16 protein-coding genes and 1 pseudogene are annotated in these 20,916 nt (G+C 61.8%); 10 read left to right on the forward strand and 7 right to left on the reverse strand.

Annotated elements, in window-relative coordinates; translation table 11 throughout:
* Window positions 1-170: 170 nt before the first annotated feature.
* Window positions 171-3,338: pseudogene (locus AC19YR_RS06995) on the reverse strand (sensor domain-containing protein); the annotation flags it as partial.
* A 967-nt stretch (window positions 3,339-4,305) separates the two neighbouring features.
* Here AC19YR_RS06995 and ettA point away from each other — a divergent pair.
* Window positions 4,306-5,970 (forward strand): energy-dependent translational throttle protein EttA, encoded by a 1,665-nt coding sequence (ettA, locus tag AC19YR_RS07000; protein WP_095109437.1) that lies wholly within the window; start codon window positions 4,306-4,308, stop codon window positions 5,968-5,970.
* Between the two features lie 302 nt (window positions 5,971-6,272).
* The gene (gene gdhA, locus AC19YR_RS07005) at window positions 6,273-7,610 is read left to right on the forward strand and encodes an NADP-specific glutamate dehydrogenase (protein ID WP_500597716.1); all 1,338 of its coding nucleotides are present in this window, start codon (window positions 6,273-6,275) and stop codon (window positions 7,608-7,610) included.
* Here gdhA and AC19YR_RS07010 read toward each other — a convergent pair.
* The 3 genes from AC19YR_RS07010 to AC19YR_RS07020 form a co-directional block, all read right to left on the reverse strand.
* Window positions 7,607-8,104: a GreA/GreB family elongation factor gene (locus AC19YR_RS07010; protein ID WP_500597717.1), complete on the reverse strand. Its 498-nt coding sequence runs from the start codon at window positions 8,102-8,104 to the stop codon at window positions 7,607-7,609. The two genes, gdhA and AC19YR_RS07010, sit on opposite strands and share 4 nt — an antisense overlap.
* 94 nt (window positions 8,105-8,198) lie before the next feature.
* Entirely contained in the window at window positions 8,199-10,052 is a 1,854-nt protein-coding gene (locus tag AC19YR_RS07015) for a DUF7840 domain-containing protein (RefSeq protein WP_500597719.1), read from the reverse strand.
* Window positions 10,053-10,174: 122 nt separating this feature from the next.
* Entirely contained in the window at window positions 10,175-10,663 is a 489-nt protein-coding gene (locus AC19YR_RS07020; protein WP_095109441.1) for a DUF3015 domain-containing protein, read from the reverse strand.
* 439 nt (window positions 10,664-11,102) lie between these two features.
* On the opposite strand from AC19YR_RS07020, the gene AC19YR_RS07025 reads away from it, so the two are divergent.
* The 4 genes from AC19YR_RS07025 (at window position 11,103) to bamJ (ending at window position 15,392) form a co-directional block, all read left to right on the forward strand.
* Window positions 11,103-13,541, forward strand: coding sequence for a Lon protease family protein (locus tag AC19YR_RS07025; protein ID WP_095109442.1), 2,439 nt, complete (start codon window positions 11,103-11,105; stop codon window positions 13,539-13,541).
* 201 nt (window positions 13,542-13,742) lie between these two features.
* Window positions 13,743-14,063, forward strand: a complete 321-nt coding sequence (locus AC19YR_RS07030; RefSeq protein WP_500597721.1) for a PA4575 family protein — start codon at window positions 13,743-13,745, stop codon at window positions 14,061-14,063.
* 75 nt (window positions 14,064-14,138) lie between these two features.
* Window positions 14,139-14,627 (forward strand): TIGR00645 family protein, encoded by a 489-nt coding sequence (locus tag AC19YR_RS07035; RefSeq protein ID WP_095109444.1) that lies wholly within the window; start codon window positions 14,139-14,141, stop codon window positions 14,625-14,627.
* A gap of 147 nt (window positions 14,628-14,774) precedes the next feature.
* Window positions 14,775-15,392 carry a BamJ family beta-barrel-assembly machinery protein gene (bamJ, locus tag AC19YR_RS07040; protein ID WP_095109445.1) on the forward strand — a complete coding sequence of 206 codons (618 nt, stop codon included), beginning with the start codon at window positions 14,775-14,777 and terminating at the stop codon, window positions 15,390-15,392.
* A 129-nt stretch (window positions 15,393-15,521) separates the two neighbouring features.
* Here the strand turns inward: bamJ and AC19YR_RS07045 are convergent, their stop codons facing one another.
* The 3 genes from AC19YR_RS07045 to AC19YR_RS07055 all read right to left on the reverse strand — a co-directional run bounded on the left by AC19YR_RS07045 (window position 15,522) and on the right by AC19YR_RS07055 (window position 17,386).
* Entirely contained in the window at window positions 15,522-15,779 is a 258-nt protein-coding gene (locus tag AC19YR_RS07045; RefSeq protein ID WP_095109446.1) for a PA4570 family protein, read from the reverse strand.
* Window positions 15,780-15,959: 180 nt separating this feature from the next.
* The gene (locus AC19YR_RS07050; protein WP_500597723.1) at window positions 15,960-16,301 is read right to left on the reverse strand and encodes a zinc ribbon domain-containing protein YjdM; all 342 of its coding nucleotides are present in this window, start codon (window positions 16,299-16,301) and stop codon (window positions 15,960-15,962) included.
* Between the two features lie 116 nt (window positions 16,302-16,417).
* The gene (locus tag AC19YR_RS07055) at window positions 16,418-17,386 is read right to left on the reverse strand and encodes a polyprenyl synthetase family protein (protein ID WP_095109448.1); all 969 of its coding nucleotides are present in this window, start codon (window positions 17,384-17,386) and stop codon (window positions 16,418-16,420) included.
* A gap of 241 nt (window positions 17,387-17,627) precedes the next feature.
* Between AC19YR_RS07055 and rplU the strand changes: the two genes are divergently transcribed.
* The 4 genes from rplU to proB all read left to right on the forward strand — a co-directional run bounded on the left by rplU (window position 17,628) and on the right by proB (window position 20,912).
* Window positions 17,628-17,942 carry a 50S ribosomal protein L21 gene (rplU, locus tag AC19YR_RS07060; protein ID WP_003176051.1) on the forward strand — a complete coding sequence of 105 codons (315 nt, stop codon included), beginning with the start codon at window positions 17,628-17,630 and terminating at the stop codon, window positions 17,940-17,942.
* 35 nt (window positions 17,943-17,977) lie between these two features.
* A complete protein-coding gene (gene rpmA, locus AC19YR_RS07065; protein WP_095109449.1) occupies window positions 17,978-18,253 on the forward strand; it encodes a 50S ribosomal protein L27 in 276 nt (91 codons plus the stop codon).
* Between the two features lie 195 nt (window positions 18,254-18,448).
* Window positions 18,449-19,672, forward strand: coding sequence for an Obg family GTPase CgtA (gene cgtA / locus AC19YR_RS07070; protein ID WP_500597726.1), 1,224 nt, complete (start codon window positions 18,449-18,451; stop codon window positions 19,670-19,672).
* Between the two features lie 121 nt (window positions 19,673-19,793).
* Entirely contained in the window at window positions 19,794-20,912 is a 1,119-nt protein-coding gene (gene proB, locus AC19YR_RS07075) for a glutamate 5-kinase (RefSeq protein WP_500597768.1), read from the forward strand.
* Window positions 20,913-20,916: the final 4 nt, after the last annotated feature.

Consider the following 20,916-nt stretch of genomic DNA (forward strand, 5'->3'; position numbering starts at 1 on the left):
GATCGGGGGCAGAAAAGAGGGGCATTCTAACCCATGCGCTTTTAGAAGGGATATGAAACGCGATCAGGTTGTGGGAGAGCGAGCTTCAAGTGGGGAGCTACAAGCGGCAAGTTAAAGCCAACGCGCTACTGCTTGCCGCTTGTCGCTTTAAGCTTGCCGCGCTCTTGCTGTCAGTCGAACAGGAAGAGCGCATCGTTGCTGAATTGGGCTTCGAAACGGTTGGCCGGCATCGGGCGGCCGAACAGGTAACCCTGTACTTCGTCGCAGCCGTGTTCGCGCAGGAAGTCCAGTTGCTCGTGGGTCTCCACGCCTTCGGCGATCACCGCCAGGTTCAGGCTGTGGGCCATGGCGATAATGGCGCGGGCGATCTGGGCGTCCTGTTCGCCGCAGGGCAGGCCATCGACGAAGGTGCGGTCGATTTTCAGCACGTCGATGGGGAACTGCTTCAGGTAGTTGAGCGAGGAGTAGCCCGTGCCGAAGTCGTCCACCGCGATGCTCAGGCCCAGGTTCTTCAGGCTGGCGAGGATTTGCAGGGCTTCGCTGACTTCGCGCATCAGGATGCTTTCGGTCAGTTCCAGCTCCAGGCACGCCGGCGGTAGGCCGGTGTCCCTGAGGATGTTGGCGATGCGGGTGCCCAGTTGGCCGTCGGAGAACTGCCGTGCCGAGATGTTCACCGAGACTTTCGGCACGCGCACCTTCGCCAGGTGCCAGGCTTTGAGCTGGCGGCAGGCTTCGGCGATGACCCAGTCGCCCACATCCACCACTAGGCCCAGCTCTTCGAGCACCGGGATGAAGTCCCCCGGCGGTACCAGCCCGCGCCGTGGATGGCGCCAGCGCAGCAGGGCTTCGGCGCCGGTCAGGCGTTTGCCGTCGCCGCTGAACTGGGGTTGGTAATAAAGGACGAATTCGTTCTGGTCCAGGGCGTGGCGCAGGTCGCTTTCCAGCTCCAGGCGTTCCAGGGCGCTGGCGTTCATGTCGGCCTGGTAGAACTGGAAGTTGTTCTTGCCGCGTTCCTTGGCGTGGTACATGGCGGTGTCGGCGTTCTTCATCAACTGGCTCAGCTCGTTGCCGTCCTGGGGGCTCAGGGCGATGCCGATACTGGCGGTGACGAAGAACTCGCGGCCTTCAAGGACGAAGGGTTTGACCAGGCTGGCGAGGATTTGCTCGGCGACGTGGATGGCGCGGTTGAGGGCCATTTCGCGGCTGGCACGCGGTTGCAGGAGCAGGGTGAATTCGTCGCCGCCCATGCGCGCCACGGTGTCGTCATCGTCAACGCAGCCGAGCAGGCGCGTGGCCATTTCCTTGAGCATACGGTCGCCGGCCGCGTGGCCGAGGGAATCGTTGATTGGCTTGAAGCGGTCCAGGTCGAGGAACATCAGCACCACCCACGACTTCTGCCGCTCGGCCGATTGCAGCGCGGTGTGCAGGCGATCCTGGAACAGCGTGCGGTTGGGCAGGTGGGTCAGGGCGTCGTAGTAGGCCAGGCGATGGATGCGCTGCTCGCTGGCCTTGCGCTCGCTGATGTCGCTGAAAAAACACACATAGCTGGCCAGGTCGCCTTCGTCGTCCAGTACCGCGGTGATGCCGACCCAGGCCGGGTAGTGCTCGCCGTTGCGGCGCTTGAGCCAGACCTCGCCTTCCCAGCTGCTGTGCTGGTGCAGTTGCTTGAGCACATAGCGCAGGTGGGCTTCCTGTTGGTCGTCGACGGTGAGCATGTTGGGCAACTGGTCGAGCACTTGCGCCACCGCATAACCGCTGACGCGGCTGAAGGCCTCGTTGGCCTGCACGATATAGCCGGCCGGGTCGGTGATGAGGATCGCCGAGGTGGAATGCTCGAACACCGTGGCCGCCATGCGCAGGTCTTTTTCCGCGCGGCGCTGCTGGCTGATGTCGCGGCCCACCCCCAACACCCCCTCGAACGCACCGTGTTCGTCCCACACCAGCACCAGGCGCAACTCGATGGGGATCTTGCGCCCGTCGGCGCGCAGGCAGTCGAACAGGAACAACTGGGTCTGCACCTGGTCGCGCAGTTGGGCCAGTTGCTCGGGTTTGTCCAGGGCTTTGCTGACGCGATCCATCAGGCTGTAGATGCCGCTCAGTTGCTGGGGGTTGGCGATGGTCGATTGCCAGCCATTCTGGAAGATCCAGTCCACGGCAAAGCCCAGTACGGCTTGCACCGAAGGGCTGACGTAGTTAAGCGAGAGTTTGTTGTCGGTGGAGAAAATCACGTCGCTGATGCTCTCGGCGAGCATGCGATAGCGCTGCTCGCTGTCGCGCAGTGACTCGCTGGCTTCGATCTGGTCGGTGATGTCCTTGGCCACGCCAATGATGCGCGTGACCTGGTTGTGACGGTCGCGGGCCAGGGCCTGCTCGCGGACCTCGAAGCGCCGCCATTGGTTGTTGCGGTGGCGAAAACGCAACTGGCATTGCAGCAATTGCGCGTAGCCGCTGCGGCGCTGTTCCTGGCGGGCGAGGTGGTAGAGGTCGGCGTCTTCGGGGTGCAGCAGGATCTCCCAGAAGTACTCGCCCATCTGCTGCAACTCGGTCTTGTTGTAGCCCAGGGTCTGGCCCAGGTGATGGTTGCTGAAAATCATCCGCTGGCTGACGACGTCCTGCACGTAGAGGTGATCGGGCACGGTGCGCACCACGTCGGACCAGAAGCCTTCGCGTTCTACCAGCGACAACTCGATCAGCTTGCGGCTGGTGATGTCGCTGATGCTCAGGATCACCGCTTGGTAGTCGCTGCGCTCGCGGGGCAGGCGCAGCACCAGCCACAGATGCTGGTCGTTGCCCTGGGCGTCCTTGAGCTTGATTTCCAGCTCCAGTTGCTGCTGTTGCTCCAGCACCGCTTCAAGCAATTGATTGCCGATGGCATTGCCCACCTGCGGGTCGCCGGCAATCAACAGGCTCCAGGCGTCTTCGCAGGAACTGACGTTGAGCAATTGCAGGGCGACCTGGTTGACCTCGGTGATGCGCAGCTCTTGCAGCAAATACTGGCGCTGGCCCGGTTGGCCTTGCAGCCATTGGCGCAGTTCGTCGCCGGTTTGCAGGTGGCTGTTATTAAAGAAAGCCTTGAGCCCGGACAGGTCCAGCACGCACAAAGCCACGCCCGTGCCTTCAAAAATGTCCTGGTAGCGGCGCCGGCCCTCATGCAACTGGCGCTGGCGGCGGCGCATGTTGAGCAGGGCGACAAGCGGTAGTAGAGAGAACGCCAGCCCTAGCAGGCATTTGCCGATAAACGCCGGCAGTAGTTGCTCGACCACCGCTTGCTCATCAAACAACCCGCGCAGTTGCCAGTCGCTTTTACCCAGGGGTACCACCAGCACGCTGTCTTCGAGGGCTTCGGGGGGCAGGACCTGGTTGTGCGCCGCCGCCAGGTTGGGGCTTTGCCCGATGATCTGTTGGGTCAGTTGGTTTTCCAGCGCCCATTGGGCCGAGGCCGGGTGTTCGCCGCTCTTGCCCAGGCCTTGCACGAAGCGAGGGGCCAAACGTAGCGCCCAGTAGCCTTTGCTGTCGCCGCTGGGTTGGTGCAACAGCAGGTACGCCACCGAGCCATCCGCCGCGCTGCCGTAGAAGTAGCGTTGGGCGCGGCTGCGTTGGGTCATCTGCGCCAGCCATGGGTGGTCGCCGCTGGCGGCGGCGCTGTCGCTGCGCACTTGGCCTTCGCTGTCGAGCAGGGCCAGGCTGCGCAGGTCGGGCAGCGAGCGCTGGAGTTTGGCCAGCAGCGCCTGCAGTTCATCGGATGAGCGGGGTTGTTCGACGATCGGTAGCAGATTCAGGGCGATCTGCGCGTTCAGCGCCATGTTCAGGCTGATGTGGTCGGCCTGATCTGCGCTGTAGTCGATGGTGTATTGGCGTTCGTGTTGCTGGGTTTGCTTGAGCTGGTCGAGCAGTTGCCAGAACAGCAGGGCCAACAGCAACAAGACCATGGTTGCCAGTGCGCCCTTGATGGTGCCGCGCAGAGGCAAGCCGGGCGCAGAGTTTGGCGCGCGCGCAGACGAAGGCGAAGTGACATTGGGCAAGCTGTGACCCTGCGATTTGGCTGGACTGGCGCGACGTGCACTATAAGCCGGACGCCCAAAGGGCGGCTAGCATGCCCTGAGTTGTGGCAAAGTGCCAGCCCCTGCTGGCTGGACTCATATGATCCGTTGAGGTAGCTTTGCCGGTTACGCGAAGGCGCTCCAGCCTCAGACAATCAGGCATTTTCCGCACGCAGGCATTGATCGCGATCAACGGCCCGCGCCGCGCATAGCCTGGCCCGGGCTTCGCCCGCTTTATTCACCCGTCACTGACCCTAGGTTCTCCATGGCTCAATACGTCTTCACCATGCATCGGCTGAGCAAAGTTGTTCCGCCGAAGCGGGAAATCCTGAAAAACATTTCGCTGTCCTTCTTCCCCGGCGCCAAGATCGGCGTGCTGGGCCTCAACGGTTCGGGTAAATCCACCCTGTTGAAAATCATGGCTGGCGTCGACACCGAGTTCGACGGCGAAGCGCGCCCGATGCCTGAACTGAACATCGGCTACCTGCCGCAAGAGCCGCAACTGGACCCGACCAAGACCGTGCGTGAAGTGGTCGAGGAAGCAGTCAGCGTCATCAAGGACGCCCAGGCGCGCCTGGACCAGGTCTACGCCGAATACGCCGACCCGGATGCCGACTTCGACAAACTGGCCGCCGAACAGGCCAAGCTCGAAGCCATCCTGCAAGCCGGCGACGGCCACAACCTGGATCGTCAACTGGAAGTGGCCGCCGATGCGCTGCGCCTGCCAGCCTGGGACGCCAAGATCGAGCACCTGTCCGGTGGCGAAAAACGCCGTGTAGCCCTGTGCCGCCTGCTGCTGTCGGCCCCCGACATGCTGCTGCTCGACGAACCGACCAACCACTTGGACGCTGACTCGGTGGCTTGGCTGGAGCACTTCCTGCACGATTTCCCGGGCACCGTGGTCGCGATCACGCACGACCGGTACTTCCTCGACAACGTCGCCGGTTGGATCCTGGAACTGGACCGCGGCGCGGGCATTCCGTACGAGGGCAACTATTCGGGTTGGTTGGAAGCCAAGTCCGATCGTCTGGCCCAGGAATCGAAGCAGCAATCGGCCCATGAAAAGGCCATGAAGGACGAACTGGAATGGGTGCGCAAAGGCGCCAAGGCCCGCCAGTCCAAGTCCAAGGCGCGCTTGGCGCGCTTTGAGGAAATGCAGTCGCAGGAATTCCAGAAGCGCAGCGAAACCAACGAGATCTATATCCCGGCTGGTCCGCGCCTGGGTGACAAGGTCATCGAATTCAAAAACGTCTCCAAGGGCTATGGCGACCGCGTGTTGATCGACAACCTGTCGTTCTCTATGCCCAAAGGCGCGATCGTCGGCGTTATCGGCGGTAACGGCGCGGGTAAATCCACGCTGTTCCGCATGCTGATGGGCAAGGAACAACCGGATTCGGGCAGCATCGAAATCGGCGAAACCGTGCAACTGGCCTGCGTGGACCAAAGCCGTGACGACCTGGACGGCAGCAAGACCGTGTTCCAGCAGATCTCCGACGGCTCGGACCAGATCCGCATCGGCAACTACGAAATCCCGTCGCGTACTTACGTCGGGCGTTTCAACTTCAAGGGCGGCGACCAGCAGAAGTTCGTTAAGGACCTCTCTGGTGGTGAGCGCGGCCGCTTGCACCTGGCCCTGACCCTGAAAGAGGGCGGCAACGTCCTGCTGCTCGACGAACCGTCCAACGACCTGGACGTTGAAACCCTGCGTTCCCTGGAAGAAGCCCTGCTGGACTTCCCGGGCGCCGCCATTGTGATCTCCCACGATCGGTGGTTCCTCGACCGTGTGGCGACCCACATCCTGGCGTACGAAGACGATTCGCAAGCAGTGTTCTTCGAGGGCAACTACACCGAGTACGAAGCCGACCGCAAAAAACGCCTCGGCGACGCAGCGGCCCAGCCGCACCGCGTACGGCACAAGAAACTGGCCTGATCCGCGCCGGTGGTTTGAACAACGGAGCCCTTGGGGGCTCCGTTTTTATTTGCGTGTTTTTTTCTCGGGGGCAGAGGGGCTTCATCGCGGGCGAGCCCGCGATGGCGGTTTACCTGATGGTGCAACCCTAGAATTGATAATCCCCGTTTAGGTGCAAAACAGCCGAGAAAACCCTGCCGATTTACATCCAATGCACCATTTAATTTCATAACTGCGACATTTTGCGCTGTCGCGGTGCGAAATGAATTGATAAAGTCCCGGGCAAATCTCCTTTAACGACAATAAATTTGCCGAGACTTCCCATGATCGAATCCGTCGAAGACTTCCTTGCCCGCCTGAAAAAGCGCGACCCTGAGCAACCGGAATTCCACCAGGCTGTAGAAGAAGTCCTACGCAGCCTGTGGCCATTTCTGGAGGCTAATCCGCATTACCTGACCTCGGGCATTCTCGAACGGATTTGCGAACCCGAACGCGCGGTGGTGTTCCGCGTTTCCTGGGTTGACGATCAGGGCAAGGTGCAGGTCAACCGCGGTTTCCGCATCCAGATGAACAGCGCCATCGGCCCGTACAAGGGCGGCCTACGGTTCCACCCGTCGGTGAACATGGGCGTACTGAAGTTCCTCGCCTTCGAGCAAACCTTCAAGAACTCCCTGACGTCCCTGCCCATGGGCGGCGGCAAGGGCGGTTCGGACTTCGACCCCAAGGGCAAGAGCGACGCCGAGGTGATGCGTTTCTGCCAGGCGTTCATGAGCGAGCTGTACCGCCACATCGGCGCAGACGTGGACGTGCCGGCCGGCGACATCGGCGTCGGTGCCCGCGAAATCGGCTTCCTGTTCGGCCAGTACAAGCGCCTGAGCAACCAGTTCACTAGCGTCCTGACTGGCAAGGGCATGAGCTACGGCGGCAGCCTGATCCGCCCGGAAGCCACCGGTTTTGGCTGCGTGTACTTCGCCGAAGAAATGCTCAAGCGCAGCGGCCAGCGTGTGGAAGGCAAGCGCGTGGCGATCTCCGGTTCCGGCAACGTGGCCCAGTACGCGGCACGTAAGGTCATGGACCTGGGCGGCAAGGTGATTTCCCTGTCTGACTCCGAAGGCACGCTGTACTGCGAGTCGGGCCTGACCGAGGAGCAATGGCTGGCGGTGTTGGAGCTGAAAAACGTCAAGCGCGGGCGCATCAGCGAACTGGCGACGCGTTTTGCCCTGGAGTTCCGTGCCGGCCAGTGCCCGTGGGACCTGGCGTGCGATATCGCGCTGCCTTGCGCGACGCAGAACGAATTGGACGACAACGCCGCGCGCACTCTGCTGCGCAACGGCTGCACCTGCGTGGCCGAAGGCGCGAACATGCCGACCACCCTGGCGGCGGTGGATATCTTTATCGAGGCGGGCATTTTGTTCGCCCCGGGCAAGGCGTCGAACGCTGGCGGCGTGGCGGTGAGTGGCCTGGAGATGTCGCAGAACGCCATGCGCCTGCTGTGGACGGCCGGTGAGGTGGACAGCAAGTTGCACAACATCATGCAGTCGATCCACCACGCGTGTGTGCATTACGGCGAAGAAAACGGCCGCATCAACTACGTCAAAGGCGCGAACATCGCCGGTTTCGTCAAGGTCGCCGACGCGATGCTGGCCCAGGGCGTGGTCTAAGCCTCGGGCTCGATGCGGATAATCTCCAGCACCTGATCGCCGGCGGGGCGCTTGCATAGCACTTCGTCGCCGAGCCGGGCGCCCAGCAGGGCCCGGCCCAGGGGCGAGCCCCAGTTGATAAGGCCGCGCGCGGCGTCGGCCTGATCTTCCCCCACCAGTTGTACGCGCTGTTGCGCATCGTCTTCATTGGCAAAGGTCACCCAACTGCCGATCTGCACCTGCTCGGTGGAGGTGGCGGGCGCGACGACCTGGGCGCTGCGCAGGCGCTGGTTGAAGTAGCGCAGGTCACGCTCGATCTCGGCCTGGCGCTGTTTGTCGGCCATTTCGCCTCGGGCGCTTTCTTCGCTGTGCAATTGCTGCAGTTCGGCGACTTTCGCCTGCAATTGCGCCAGCCCGCGGGCGGTGAGGTGGTTGGGCTGGGTGCTGACCTGGCGCTCCACCGGGGTGTCGGCCTGGGCAGCGGCCTGGTCTTCGTTGACGAATGCGCGACTCATGGCATTTCTCCTGTCATGCAGGGTTGGGCCATGGTCGCAGCCTTTTGGTTTCATCGGTTGTTGCAAAGCGACCTGTGGGGCGCTGTTTTGCGCTTCAGTAGTGATACCACTTCAATTCCAGCATCACTTCGTTCTCGGCCGAGGCCAGGTGGCTGAATTCGCGCTGGGCACTCAGGCGCAGGCCCAGGTTGCGCGACAACTCCCATTGCTGGTTGAGGCTCAGGCTACGGCGCACTTCGCCGTTGGTGAAGTAGTCGCCGCGCGCCTCCAGGCTCAGGTTGCCCAGGGGGTTTTTCCACAGCAGGCCGGTATTGAACCCGGCGGCCGGGGAGATGAACTCGGCGAAGTCGTTGTTGTGCTCCACGCGTACGGTACCCAGGGCAAAGCCGAGCAGGTCGTCACCCAGTTGCCAGGTGCCGCCGGCGCCACCATTGACGTGGCTGACCAGGGTTTCGTCGTCGTGCTTGCCCGGCACCCGCTCCAGGCCACCAGTGACTTGCCACGACAGTGGTTGCAGCAGCTCGTTGCGCGGGGTCAGGGAGCGGATGGTGGCCAGGTCCAGTTGCTGCAACTGCCAGCGATTGCCTTCGTACTGGCGCACTTTCATTTGCAGGATTTCGATCTGCGCGCCCAGGGGGAAGCCTTCGGCGTTGTCGTTGAGGTCGTGATAGGCCATGCGCAGGCCGTATTCGGCGAAGGCATCGTCGCCCCGGGTGCCGATGGCGGCCTGCCAGGTGCGCGATTCGTGGCCGTCCTCGGGCAGGCCGGGGCGGGGGATGTCCAGCTCCGGCGCAGGGTTCTGGTTGATCGCGCGCAACAGTTCGAAGCTGCGTTGGGCCCGTTGCGGGTCGCGTTCCTGGCCGTTGGCGCGGTAGCGCTCCAGGCGATAGGCGGCGTCGATAATCAACGCCTGGCGCGCGCGGGGCAGGGCCTTGAAGGCCGGGGCCTGGAGCTGTTGTTGGTCGGCGCTGACCTTGAGCACCCATTGCTGTTCGTCACCGTCCAGCGGCTCGGCGCGGCTGAGCAATTCGCGCTCGCGGGAGGGGCGATAGTCGATCTTCTCCACCAGGCCCGCGTCCTTGACCGCTTTCACCGTGTCGGTGGGGATGGCGGTAAGGGGGAATTGCTCGGTCAGCTTCAGGCCCGGGCGGGCCACTTGCAGCAGCTCGAGTAGGCGATAGGAGCAGTTTTCGTCGAAGAAAAAGTAGTCGAACTTGATCTGCTTGAGTTCCCAGACGTGCTCGACCATGCGCTCAGTCTCGGCTTGCGTCAGGTTCAGCCGGTATTCCCACAGGTCGCGGTTTTCCAGGCTGCGGTACTCGGAGAGCTTTTCCTGGTAGGGCACCAGGGCAAAGAGGCCGGGGTAGCCGCCCATCAAGCCTTTCCAGGCGTAGAGGATGCTGTTGTCGGAGCCTTCGATGTAGGCGCCGAAGTTGATCGCGTAGCTGAGCAGGGCGGTCTGGTCGCTTTGCACATCGGCCTGGTCGATGCGCAGCAGGGTATGGCCGAACATCGACGACGGGCTATTGAGGTAAGCCGCCGGGAAAATCATCACCGCGCTGTGGGGCGAAACGTCCTTGAACCACTGGGTGAATTCGGCGCACGCCACCGTGGGCAGGTCGGTGAGGTTCAGTTGCGCCTTGAGCCAACGGGTGCGCGCCGGGTACACGCACTGGGCGTGTTGCTCGCCGGCGCTGGCAGGCGCGTAGAGCGCTTGCAGGGTGGCTTGCAGCTCGGCATCGGGGCGTTCGGCGCCGTTGGCGGCAAGGAAGAACTTGGGGTCGCTGACATAGCTGCGCCAGCCGCCGAGCTTGGCGGTTTCGTAGTGGCCCAGGGAAATCCAGAAGGGGTCGTTGGCCAGTTGCTGCAAACGCGGGTTGTCGATCTGTGGTGCGGCGGACAACGGGGCGCAGACACAGAGCGCCAGGTAGGCAAGGCGTTTGAGCATGGTGGCAACTTAATAAAAAAGAGACCCGAGTCGGGGTGGGGCGACCGGTAAGCCTGGGGCAGGCTTGAGCGGCCAGGTCCAAAAAACAAAACCCGCCCCATGAAGGGGCGGGTGGGCCGAGCTTATGCCGGAGTGGCGTATTTAGCCAGGCGAGCGTCGCCCTTGAGGATGGCCAGGGTGTTGGTATGCACGTCTTCAGCGGTGGCGTCTGCCTTGGTGAAGATCTGTTGGAAGTGTTCGTGGGTGACTGCGGCGAAGTGCGCGCGGTCTTCAGGTGCCACGCCGAGTACCACGGCATAGGTGGTCAGCGCTTCGCCCTGACCCTTGGCCATGTCTTCGGAGAGTTCGTTCATCATGCCGTTCATGGCGAACCAGGATTTGCCGCCGTAGGTCAGCGAAGCGTTGGTGGCGCAGCCGTTGGTGCCGGAAGTCATGCCGAACGTGGCGTTGCCGGAAGTGCCGTTGGTGGTGGATGCCAGGAAGTGAGCCGGGGTGCCACGCTGACCTTCGAACAGCATGTTGCCCCAACCGCAATCCGGGCCGCCTGGCGCCTGAGCCATAGCGTTGATGGATACAGCGGCGAAGAGAGTACCGAGAAGAATCCGTTTCATAGCTTTGTTCTCTTTATGTGCATACCAATGGACAGGAGTCTGGCCCGTATCAGCGCCAGTCGGGCCGGTTATTTGCCCAGCCGCGCAGCTTGGAGTTTAGGCACGATCCCAGGGTTCCGTGATTTTTTGTAAAACAATCGTCGAGGCTCCGGTTTATCGGGGCTTGACCGGGGTTTTGGGTGGTGTTCCTGGCTGGAGGGGGCCGACTGCATGCCATGAGCTGCACGTGTGTGGAGCGGGGCGGCGCTCCGCTCACCCGCGATGGCGTCGGCCTATCCAACGCTGATACAGGCTGATACGCCGCCATCGCGGGCAAGCCCGCTCCCACAGGTGTCTTCATTGCGCCCGGGTGACGGCTACAGTTACCGCGTGCCTTGCCAGCCAGGCATACCCGGCGCCAGAATGCCGCCATCCGCCCCGCCTGATGTAAGGAAGTCCGATGCCTGATCCTGTTGCTGCCAGCTTGCGTCTCGCGCCTGAAGCGCTGACCCGTCCGTTTTCCGCTGAACAGTTCAGCTTCTCGACCACCAATGATTTGGAGCCCTTTCGCGGTGTGCTTGGCCAGGAACGTGCCGTCGAGGCCTTGCAGTTCGGTGTGGCGATGCCACGCCCCGGCTACAACGTATTTGTCATGGGCGAGCCGGGCACCGGCCGTTTTTCTTTCGTCAAACGCTACCTCAAGGCCGAGGGCAAGCGCCTGCAGACCCCAGCGGACTGGGTCTACGTCAACAACTTCGATGACCCCCGCGAACCCCGGGCCCTGGAGCTTCCCTCTGGCGAAGCGGGCGCTTTCATCGCCGATATCAATGGCTTGATCGACAACCTGCTGGCGACTTTTCCGGCGGTGTTCGAGCACCCGTCCTACCAGCAGAAGAAAAGCGCCATCGACCGCGCCTTCAACCAGCGCTACGACCGCGCGCTGGATGTGATCGAACGCCTGGCCCTGGAAAAAGACGTCGCCCTGTACCGCGACAGCAGCAATATCGCGTTCACCCCGATGGCCGAAGGCAAGGCGCTGGACGAGGCGGAGTTCGCCCAATTGCCGGAGGCTGAGCGTGAGCGCTTCCACGTCGATATCTCCGAACTGGAAGAGCGCCTGAACGAAGAGCTGGCGAGCCTGCCGCAGTGGAAGCGTGAGTCGAGCAACCAGATGCGCCAGCTCAACGAAGAGACCATCACCCTGGCCTTGCAGCCGCTGTTGGCGCCGTTGTCGCAGAAGTACGCGGAAAACGCCGCCGTGTGCGGCTATCTGCAAGCGATGCAGGTGTATTTGCTCAAGACCGTGGTCGAGCAACTGGTGGACGACAGCAAGACCGACGCCGTGGCGCGCAAACTGCTCGAAGAGCAGTACTGCCCCAGCCTGGTGGTCGGCCACCCCGCCAGTGGCGGCGCGCCGGTGGTGTTCGAGCCCCATCCGACCTACGACAACCTGTTCGGCCGCATCGAGTACAGCACCGACCAGGGCGCGCTCTACACCACCTATCGGCAGTTGCGCCCCGGTGCGCTGCACCGCGCCAATGGCGGCTTCTTGATCCTGGAAGCGGAAAAAATGCTCAGCGAACCGTTCGTGTGGGACGCGCTCAAGCGCGCCCTGCAATCGCGCAAGCTGAAAATGGAGTCGCCGTTGGGCGAACTGGGGCGCCTGGCCACGGTGACCCTGACGCCGCAGCACATTCCGTTGCAGGTCAAGGTCATCATTATCGGCGCGCGCCAGTTGTACTACACGCTGCAGGACCTGGACCCGGACTTCCAGGAGATGTTCCGGGTGCTGGTGGACTTCGACGAAGACATCCCGATGGTCGACGAAAGCCTGGAACAGTTCGCCCAGTTACTCAAAACCCGCACCAGCGAAGAAGGCATGGCGCCGCTGACCGCCGACGCGGTGGCGCGCCTGGCCACCTACAGCGCACGCCTGGCCGAGCATCAGGGGCGCTTGTCGGCGCGTATCGGCGATCTATTCCAGTTGGTCAGCGAGGCGGATTTCATTCGCCACCTGGCCGGCGATGAAATGACCGATGCCGGGCATATCGAACGCGCCCTCAAGGCCAAGGCCACCCGCACTGGCCGGGTGTCGGCACGGATTCTCGACGACATGCTGGCGGGGATCATCCTGATCGACACCGACGGCGCCGCAGTCGGCAAGTGCAACGGCCTGACGGTGCTGGAAGTGGGCGATTCGGCCTTCGGTGTGCCGGCGCGGATCTCGGCCACGGTGTACCCGGGCGGCAGCGGTATCGTGGACATCGAGCGCGAGGTCAACCTCGGGCAACCGATTCACTCCAAGGGCGTGATGATCCTCACCGGTTACCTGGGCAGCCGCTATGCCCAGGAATTCCCCTTGGCGATTTCCGCAAGCATTGCCCTGGAGCAGTCCTACGGCTACGTCGATGGCGACAGCGCCTCCCTGGGCGAGGCGTGCACGCTGATTTCGGCATTGTCCAAAACGCCGCTCAAGCAGTGTTTTGCCATTACCGGCTCGATCAACCAGTTCGGTGAAGTGCAAGCGGTGGGCGGGGTCAACGAGAAGATCGAAGGCTTCTTCCGCCTCTGCGAGGCCCGTGGGCTGACGGGCGAGCAGGGGGCGATCATTCCCCAGGCCAACGTCGCCACCTTGATGCTCGACGAGAAAGTCCTGGCAGCGGTGCGGGCCGGACAGTTCCACGTGTATGCCGTGCGTCAGGCGGACGAAGCCCTGAGCCTGTTGGTCGGTGAGCCGGCCGGCGAGCCGGATGAGGAGGGGCAGTTCCCCGAAGGCAGCGTCAATGCGCGGGTGGTGGAGCGCTTGCGGGTGATCGCGGAAATGATTAGCGAAGACGATCTCAAGGACGCCGAGAAGGAGTTGGCGCAGCAGGCGTTGGTCGAAGCCAAGCCCGCCTGAGGCCTGTGGCAAGCGGGTCGGCCCCGCTTGCCATTTCGATGCGTCAAAAAGTCGACAATGACCATTCGGCGCCTGGTTAGGCCCGCCAACTTGCTGACTTGGCTTTTCTTCTATGCTCAGGACAGGGAATCGACAGTCATCACTGGATCGAGCCGGCCCCCTCGTGGGGGCTGAACACCGGATCTACCGAGGGTCGCCGCCATGCCGCGCAACCTCTGCCTCACCCGCCAGTGCCTGGGCCTGGTCACCCGCATCGAATGCAGCATTCGCCCGCTCGCCGGGGAAACCGGCATGTGGACGTTGCTATTCGCCGCCGGTATGGCCGGCGAGCAGCCCACGGCGATCAAGGCGCAGGGCCCGTTCCATGGGCCGTTCGTCGCCGAGTCCATTCTGGAAACCATCGTTGAAAGCCTGACGTCCCACGGCTATGAGTTGGCCGACGACCCGCAGATCTGGTGCCTGCACTTGCAGGCGCAACTGCGCGAGATCAATGGCGGGCGTTGCCACCCCACGGCGTTCTAGGCGCGGCACCGCGGTTTATGGGTGTTTGAGCGGCTGCTATACTCGCCGCCATTTTCTGCCCTTGTGTGAGATTCAATGGAACGTTTTATCGAAAATGCTATGTACGCCTCGCGTTGGCTGCTGGCGCCGATCTACTTTGGCCTGTCCCTGGGCTTGCTGGCGCTGGCGCTGAAGTTCTTCCAGGAAGTGCTGCACGTTTTCCCCAACATTTTCGCGATGGCGGAGTCCGAGTTGATCCTGGTGCTGTTGTCGCTGATCGACATGGCGCTGGTGGGTGGCCTGTTGGTGATGGTGATGATTTCCGGCTACGAGAACTTCGTCTCCCAGCTCGACATCGACGACCACAAAGAGAAGCTCAACTGGCTGGGTACCATGGATTCGTCTTCCCTGAAGATGAAAGTGGCCGCCTCGATCGTCGCGATCTCGTCGATCCACCTGCTGCGCATCTTCATGGATGCCAAGAACGTCGATCCCGAGCACTTGATGTGGTACGTCATCATCCACATGACGTTCGTGGTCTCGGCATTCGCCATGGGTTACCTGGACAAGCTGACCAAACACTGATTCCCCGGCGCCAGTAGGCGCGCACTTTGCGCCTACTGATCTCGATCGCGGCAGTGTGCTAGTCTGCTCGCCCTTTTTATCAAGGGTTTTCCGGGAGCCGCCCTTATACCAAGCGGCTTCCAGGGTGCCCCACAGCGGAGCCGTGTTATGTCCGAAGTCAATCTGTCCACCGACGAAACCCGCGTCAGCTACGGCATTGGCCGTCAGTTGGGCGACCAACTGCGCGACAACCCGCCGCCGGGCGTCAGCCTGGACGCGATCCTGGCAGGCCTGACCGACGCCTTCGCCGGCAAGGAAAGCCGTGTTGGCCAGGAAGAAATGTCCGCCAGCTTCAAGGTTATCCGCGAAGTCATGCAAGCCGAAGCCGCTGCCAAGGCTGAAGCCGCTGCCGGCGCTGGCCTGGCATTCCTGGCCGACAACGCCAAGCGCGAAGGCATCACTACTCTGGCCTCCGGCCTGCAATTCGAAGTGCTGACCGCGGGTGAAGGCGCCAAGCCATCGCGTGAAGACACCGTGCGCACGCACTATCACGGCACGCTGATCGACGGCACGGTATTCGACAGCTCCTACGATCGTGGGCAGCCAGCGGAATTCCCGGTGGGTGGCGTGATCGCTGGCTGGACCGAAGCCCTGCAACTGATGAATGCCGGCAGCAAATGGCGCTTGTACGTGCCGAGCGAACTGGCCTACGGCGCTCAGGGCGTGGGTAGCATCCCGCCGCACAGCGTTCTGGTGTTCGACGTCGAACTGCTCGACGTTCTGTAAGGTTGGTTGAAGCGGTGTGGGCCTGCATTGCGATGCAGGCAACTCGATTTCAGGTTTGCGCCGCGGTGAAACAGCCGCGGGCAAGTCGGGTCGCCGCACCGTTTGCTTCTATAGGTTCTGCGGGGTGGTTCATGGGTGGAACTTACCGTTGAGCTCCGTCACCGGGCGCAATGCTCGGGCATAGCAGAACAGAAACAGGTTGCGCACCAACTCCTTAAGCACCACCGGCTCGCTGGAGTTCAGGCCATGGAGATCCAGGTCGCCCTGGTCTTGCAGCTCATTGAGCGCTTCTTCTTCCAATACGGCACAGACTTCCCCGGTTTCCCTGTGAAGGATCCTGAGGTAGGGGTGTGGGCGGTCCAGCCAGGCGTCGATCAAATAAGTCATGGTTCTCATCTCCGTTGAAGGGTTCGATGAGAATAATTCTTATTCAAGTAATAGCAAGCGCCTATTGGCGATTTCTGCATTTTTTTGTGTGGGCATTGCATGGGCTGACAGAGCTATGGCTTTTTGCTATTGCTGGCCGCGGTGCCGTCCCGCATTGCACGGGATGGCAGCCAGCATGGTTCAGACCTTTCTGACGAACTCGGACTTGAGCTTCATCGGGCCGATGCCGTCGATCTTGCAGTCAATGTCGTGGTCGCCGTCACACAGGCGGATGTTCTTGACCTTGGTGCCGACCTTGACCACCAGGGAAGTGCCCTTGACCTTGAGGTCTTTGATGACGGTGATGGTGTCGCCGTCTTGCAGGACATTACCGACCGAATCCTTCTTCACGGTTTCGTCGCTGGCTGTCTCGGCCTCGTCAGAGGCGGACCACTCGTGGGCGCACTCCGGGCAGATCAGCTGTGCGCCGTCTTCATAGGTGTATTCGCAATTGCATTTTGGGCAGGGTGGCAACGTGCTCACTAAGGCTCCTTGGATTCAGGATCGCTAAAAAGCGCACATTGTATAGGGTTTTAGCCGGGGCAGGGGTGCAACGCAAAAGCAAGTGGGAGCAGGCGTGCTCCCACCGGGTGTGGCGGTCAGTGAGTACGGGCGACCGCGAACTCGCTCAATTCGATCAGGGCGTCGCGGTACTCGCTGGCCGGGATGGCTTCCAGGCACTGGATGGCGCGAGCCACGTAATCGCGTGCCAGTTGAGCGGTGTATTCCAGCGAGCCGGACGCTTCCACGGCGGTGCGGATGCTTTCCAGGTCTTCGATGCCGCCCTTTTGGATTGCCTGGCGCACCAGCGCAGCTTGCTCGGCGGTGCCTTCGCGCATGGTGTAGATCAGCGGCAGGGTCGGCTTGCCTTCGGCCAGGTCATCGCCGACGTTTTTGCCCAGGGTGTCGGCGTCGCCACGGTAGTCGAGCAGGTCGTCAACCAGTTGGAACGCCACGCCCAGGTGATCGCCAAAGGTGCGCAACGCCTCTGCCTGTTCGGCGGTGGCGCCGGCCAGGACGGCGGCACTGTGGGTAGAAGCCTCGAAGAGCATGGCGGTCTTGCCACGAATGACTTCCATGTAGGTTTCTTCGCTGGTGCTGGCGTCGCGCACCTTGGACAGTTGCAGCACCTCGCCTTCGGCGATGATGCGCGTGGCCTGGGAGAGGATCTTCATCACTGGCATGGAGCCCAGCTCGACCATCATCTCGAACGAGCGCGAGTACAGGAAGTCGCCCACCAGCACGCTCGGGGCGTTGCCCCACATGGCGTTGGCGGTGGAGCGGCCACGGCGCATGCCGGACATATCGACCACATCGTCATGCAGCAGGGTGGCGGTGTGCAGGAACTCGATGGTTGCGGCGAGCAGGCGCATGTCGTCGCCCTCGCGGCCCAGCGCCTTGCCGCACAGCAGCACCAATAGAGGACGCAGGCGCTTGCCCCCGGCCGAGGTAATGTAGTCGCCGATTTTCGATACCAGCGGTACTCGGGAAGTCAGCTGTTTCTTGATGATACCGTCGACGGCGCTAAAATCGTCCGCCACCGCGCGGTAGAAAGCTTGGGGTTGCATCAGCGACAGGTGCTCCAGAAGGGTTGCGCGGCATGCTAGGACCCGTGCCCCTGGGTGTCAAGGCGCGTTGGACGCCCCCTTGCAAGGTGCGGGTGCCTTGCGTACAATCGCGCACCCTGAACTTCCTGGGCAGCACCTGCCTTACGCAATTGCATCTGGGCCGTTCCAGCCTCATGCAGCCATGCCAGCCAATACCTCTTCTTATAAAGAGCTGGGTGAGCAGGATTATCGGAGAAATACCATGTCTTACGCAGTAATCGTTACAGGCGGCAAGCAGTATAAAGTCGCTCCAGGTGAATACCTGAAGATCGAAAAGCTGGAAATCGCTACCGGCGAATCCGTCACTTTTGATCGCGTTCTGTTGGTTGCCAATGGCGACGACGTAAATATCGGTGCCCCAGTTGTTGCTGGCGCTACCGTTGTGGCTGAAGTGATCTCCCAAGGTCGTCACGATAAAGTCCGCATCATCAAGTTCCGTCGTCGTAAGCACCACATGAAGCGTATGGGCCACCGCCAGTGGTACACCGAGATCAAAATCACCGGTATTCAGGCTTAATTTCAGCCTAATTCCTCACTAGGAGAATTGAACTCATGGCACACAAAAAAGCTGGTGGTAGTACCCGTAACGGTCGCGACTCAGAAGCCAAACGCCTTGGCGTGAAGATGTATGGCGGCCAGGTCATCGTTCCAGGCAACATCATCGTGCGTCAGCGCGGCACCCAATTCCACGCCGGTTACGGTGTTGGCATGGGTAAGGATCACACCCTCTTCGCTAAAATCGAAGGCGTGATCAAGTTCCAGGTTAAAGGCGCCTTCGGTCGTCGTTACGTAAGCGTTGTCCCGAAGACTGAAGTCGTCGCGGCATAATTACGTAGTTGCTGGAAAAGCCCTGTCTTGCGACGGGGCTTTTTCGTTTGTGGGGTGAGTCTCTTGCAAAACTGTTTGTATGGGCTGCCAGCGCTGGATTGTGCGGTCGTTGATTGAGGTCGCTGCGCTCATTTTTGCAAGAGTCTTATGTCTTGGTGATTTTTGGCTCGTCCATGCGGCGAGAGGCGTTTTGTTATGAAGTTTGTTGATGAAGTTTCGATTCGAGTAAAGGCCGGCGACGGCGGTAACGGTTGCATGAGTTTCCGTCGGGAAAAGTTCATCGAAAACGGTGGCCCCAACGGCGGTGACGGCGGTGACGGCGGTTCGGTGTTCATGGTCGCCGACGAAAACCTCAATACCCTGGTGGACTACCGCTACACCCGGCATTTTGATGCCGAGCGCGGTTCCAACGGCGGCAGTACCGATTGCACCGGCAAAAAAGGTGAGGAGTTGGTGCTGCGCGTACCGGTGGGCACCACGGTGATCGACTCCGCCACCCAGGAAGTGATTGGCGACCTGACCAAGGCCGGCCAGCGTCTGCTGGTGGCTCACGGTGGTTGGCACGGTCTGGGCAATACCCGTTTCAAATCCAGCACCAACCGCGCGCCGCGTCAGACAACCCCTGGCAAGCCGGGCGAGCAGCGTGACCTCAAGCTGGAAATGAAGGTTCTGGCTGACGTGGGCCTGTTGGGTTTGCCGAATGCGGGAAAAAGTACCTTTATCCGTTCGGTTTCGGCCGCCAAGCCGAAGGTGGCGGATTATCCGTTCACCACCCTGGTGCCGAACCTGGGTGTGGTCAGTGTCGATCGCTGGAAGAGCTTTGTAGTTGCGGACATCCCGGGCCTGATCGAAGGGGCTTCCGACGGTGCGGGCCTGGGGATTCGCTTCCTCAAGCACTTGTCTCGCACTCGTCTGTTGCTGCACCTCGTCGACATGGCGCCGCTGGATGAAAGCAGTGCGCCAGACGCAGCTGAGGTGATTGTCAGTGAGCTGACCAAGTTCAGCCCGTCCCTGGTCGAGCGCGATCGCTGGTTGGTGCTGAACAAGTGCGACCAGATCCTTGAGGAAGAGCACGAAGAGCGGGTCAAGGAGATCGTTGATCGTCTGGAGTGGACTGGCCCGGTCTACGTGATCTCGGCCATTGCCAAAGAAGGCACTGAGCGTCTGACCCGCGACATCATGCGTTACCTGGAAGATCGTGCCGATCGCTTGGCTAACGACCCGGTCTACAAGGCAGAGTTGGCGGACCTCGATCAGCGTATCGAAGACGAGGCGCGTGCCCAATTGCAAGCCCTGGATGACCAGCGCGCACTGCGCCGCAGCGGCGTCAAGTCGGTTCACGATATTGGTGATGACGACTGGGACGAGGAAGATGTGGATGACGAAGATGGTCCGGAAATCATTTACGTCCGCGACTGATTCGTTGCAGTAAACTACAAGCGCCGCTCACTGAGCGGCGTTTTAGTATCTGTAAAAACTCCTACTAATAATCGCGCGGGTGGTGCTGGGTCGCGCCGCTCGCAAGCTAAGGTTGAAGATGATGCGGAGCAAGGTGACAGGTGCGCAGCGTTGGGTCGTGAAGATCGGCAGTGCGTTGCTGACGGCGGATGGCAAGGGGCTGGATCGTGCGGCCATGGGTGTCTGGGTCGAGCAGATGGTGGCCCTGCATGAGGCGGGTGTGGAGTTGGTGCTGGTGTCCTCCGGGGCCGTGGCTGCCGGCATGAGCCGCTTGGGCTGGACGGCGCGACCCAACGCGATGCACGAGCTCCAGGCTGCTGCTGCTATCGGTCAGATGGGCTTGGTGCAGGCCTGGGAGTCGAGCTTTGCCGAGCATGGTCGCCATACTGCGCAAATCCTGTTGACCCATGATGACCTGTCTGATCGCAAGCGTTACCTCAATGCCCGCAGCACGCTGCGTGCCCTGGTCGAACTCAAGGTGATTCCGGTCATCAACGAGAACGACACGGTGGTCACCGATGAAATCCGCTTTGGCGACAACGATACCCTGGCGGCGCTGGTGGCTAACTTGGTGGAGGCGGATCTGCTGGTGATTCTCACGGATCGCGACGGGATGTTCGATGCCGACCCGCGCAACAATCCCGATGCCCAGATGATTTACGAGGCGCGCGCGGACGACCCGGCGCTGGATGCGGTGGCGGGCGGCACGGGTGGCGCCCTGGGGCGCGGCGGTATGCAGACCAAGCTGCGTGCGGCGCGCCTGGCGGCGCGCTCCGGCGCTCATACCATCATCGTTGGTGGGCGCTTGGAGCGGGTACTGGACCGGCTCAAGGCTGGCGAGCGCATCGGCACGTTGCTGTCGCCGGAGCGCGGCATGCTGGCGGCGCGCAAGCAATGGCTGGCGGGGCATCTGCAGACGCGCGGTACCTTGGTGCTGGATGAAGGGGCGGTTTCTGCCTTGTCTCGGGGCAACAAGAGCCTGCTGCCGGTGGGTGTGAAACTGGTGCAGGGTAGCTTCCGTCGCGGTGAAATGGTGGTGTGCGTCGCGCCGGATGGTCGTGAGATCGCGCGCGGGCTGGCCAATTACAGCGCCCTTGAGGCGCAAAAAATCATCGGGCAGTCGTCTGAGGCGATTGTCGGTCTCTTGGGTTACATGGCGGAGCCGGAACTGGTTCACCGCGATAACCTGATTCTGGTTTAAGGGA

Source organism: Pseudomonas sp. MF08817 (assembly GCF_059862705.1).

Excerpts from the sequence above, each read along its gene's own strand:
- AC19YR_RS07055 (WP_095109448.1), bottom strand. The coding sequence starts at position 17,386 with ATGCAACCCCAAGCTTTCTACCGCGCGGTGGCGGACGATTTTAGCGCC.
- proB (WP_500597768.1), top strand. The coding sequence starts at position 19,794 with ATGCGGAGCAAGGTGACAGGTGCGCAGCGTTGGGTCGTGAAGATCGGC.
- rpmA (WP_095109449.1), top strand. The coding sequence starts at position 17,978 with ATGGCACACAAAAAAGCTGGTGGTAGTACCCGTAACGGTCGCGACTCA.
- AC19YR_RS07010 (WP_500597717.1), bottom strand. The coding sequence starts at position 8,104 with ATGAGTCGCGCATTCGTCAACGAAGACCAGGCCGCTGCCCAGGCCGAC.
- AC19YR_RS07015 (WP_500597719.1), bottom strand. The coding sequence starts at position 10,052 with ATGCTCAAACGCCTTGCCTACCTGGCGCTCTGTGTCTGCGCCCCGTTG.
- AC19YR_RS07025 (WP_095109442.1), top strand. The coding sequence starts at position 11,103 with ATGCCTGATCCTGTTGCTGCCAGCTTGCGTCTCGCGCCTGAAGCGCTG.
- AC19YR_RS07020 (WP_095109441.1), bottom strand. The coding sequence starts at position 10,663 with ATGAAACGGATTCTTCTCGGTACTCTCTTCGCCGCTGTATCCATCAAC.
- bamJ (WP_095109445.1), top strand. The coding sequence starts at position 14,775 with ATGTCCGAAGTCAATCTGTCCACCGACGAAACCCGCGTCAGCTACGGC.
- ettA (WP_095109437.1), top strand. The coding sequence starts at position 4,306 with ATGGCTCAATACGTCTTCACCATGCATCGGCTGAGCAAAGTTGTTCCG.
- cgtA (WP_500597726.1), top strand. The coding sequence starts at position 18,449 with ATGAAGTTTGTTGATGAAGTTTCGATTCGAGTAAAGGCCGGCGACGGC.
- AC19YR_RS07045 (WP_095109446.1), bottom strand. The coding sequence starts at position 15,779 with ATGACTTATTTGATCGACGCCTGGCTGGACCGCCCACACCCCTACCTC.
- rplU (WP_003176051.1), top strand. The coding sequence starts at position 17,628 with ATGTCTTACGCAGTAATCGTTACAGGCGGCAAGCAGTATAAAGTCGCT.
- AC19YR_RS07035 (WP_095109444.1), top strand. The coding sequence starts at position 14,139 with ATGGAACGTTTTATCGAAAATGCTATGTACGCCTCGCGTTGGCTGCTG.
- AC19YR_RS07030 (WP_500597721.1), top strand. The coding sequence starts at position 13,743 with ATGCCGCGCAACCTCTGCCTCACCCGCCAGTGCCTGGGCCTGGTCACC.
- gdhA (WP_500597716.1), top strand. The coding sequence starts at position 6,273 with ATGATCGAATCCGTCGAAGACTTCCTTGCCCGCCTGAAAAAGCGCGAC.